The organism is Priestia sp. P5_B4 (genome assembly GCF_056400385.1).
This window is the reverse complement of the sequence record NZ_JBFULJ010001364.1, coordinates 1-707: the sequence shown is the minus strand read 5'-3', so window position 1 is coordinate 707 and position 707 is coordinate 1. Positions and strand designations below refer to the sequence as shown.

Below are 707 nucleotides of genomic sequence, written 5' to 3'. Positions count from 1 at the left end.
GGCAAAGGAGCTTATCAATCACTATGCAGAAAACGAAAGCAAAACGATTTGAAATACAGTATTCCGTTCTAAAAGATGAAGCCAAAATCAAAGGAACTTTTGTGATAGAATCTGCTAAAAACCGAGATGACGCATCAAGACTTGCTAAATTAAATGTCTCTACAAAAGAAAGAGTGTTTATTCAATATGTAAAGATTTTAAAAGTCAAACGAGTTTCTACAGATTCGGCGGAAAAGTGACATTGGTTTGCTTCTTCTTTTAGCAAGCCCCTATTTATGCTGAAAGTGTCGTCTTAGAAGATGCTTGTTTCGTTCGTGTGAGTAATAAAACTAATCCAATAATACAAGCTGTGCCTACCCATTGATAAAAACCAAAAGGCTCTTTCAGCCAAACAACGGTTGTAATAACAGCAGCTAAAGGCTCTAAACTTCCAAGCAAACTCGTTTCTTTAGGTAAAAGACTTTGCAGGCTTTCTACATAAAGCCAAAAAGCAAGCATCGTGCCAAAAATAATGACAAATAAAATATATCCCCAGGTTATTGGTGATAAGCTTGACGCTTCCCAAGGAGGATGAATAAAGCTCATTACGCTTCCCCCAATTACCATTGACCAGCCAACGATGACAAGCGAACTGTACTTTTTGATCAGCGGCACGGCATACAGCGTATAAAATGCTGCTGCTACACCTGACAGCACTCCCCAAACAA

The 707-nt window shown here is 38.6% G+C and carries 2 protein-coding genes; one reads left to right on the top strand and one right to left on the bottom strand.

Translation table 11 applies throughout. The annotated features are described in order from the left end of the window. Positions 1 to 239: hypothetical protein (locus tag AC1DRF_RS31015; protein ID WP_477742703.1), on the top strand; the 239-nt coding region annotated here is incomplete at its 5' end. A gap of 34 nt (positions 240 to 273) precedes the next feature. On the opposite strand, the gene AC1DRF_RS31010 is transcribed toward AC1DRF_RS31015, so the two are convergent. After that, on the bottom strand, positions 274 to 707 hold a 434-nt coding region (locus AC1DRF_RS31010), incomplete at its 5' end, for a DMT family transporter (RefSeq protein ID WP_477742702.1).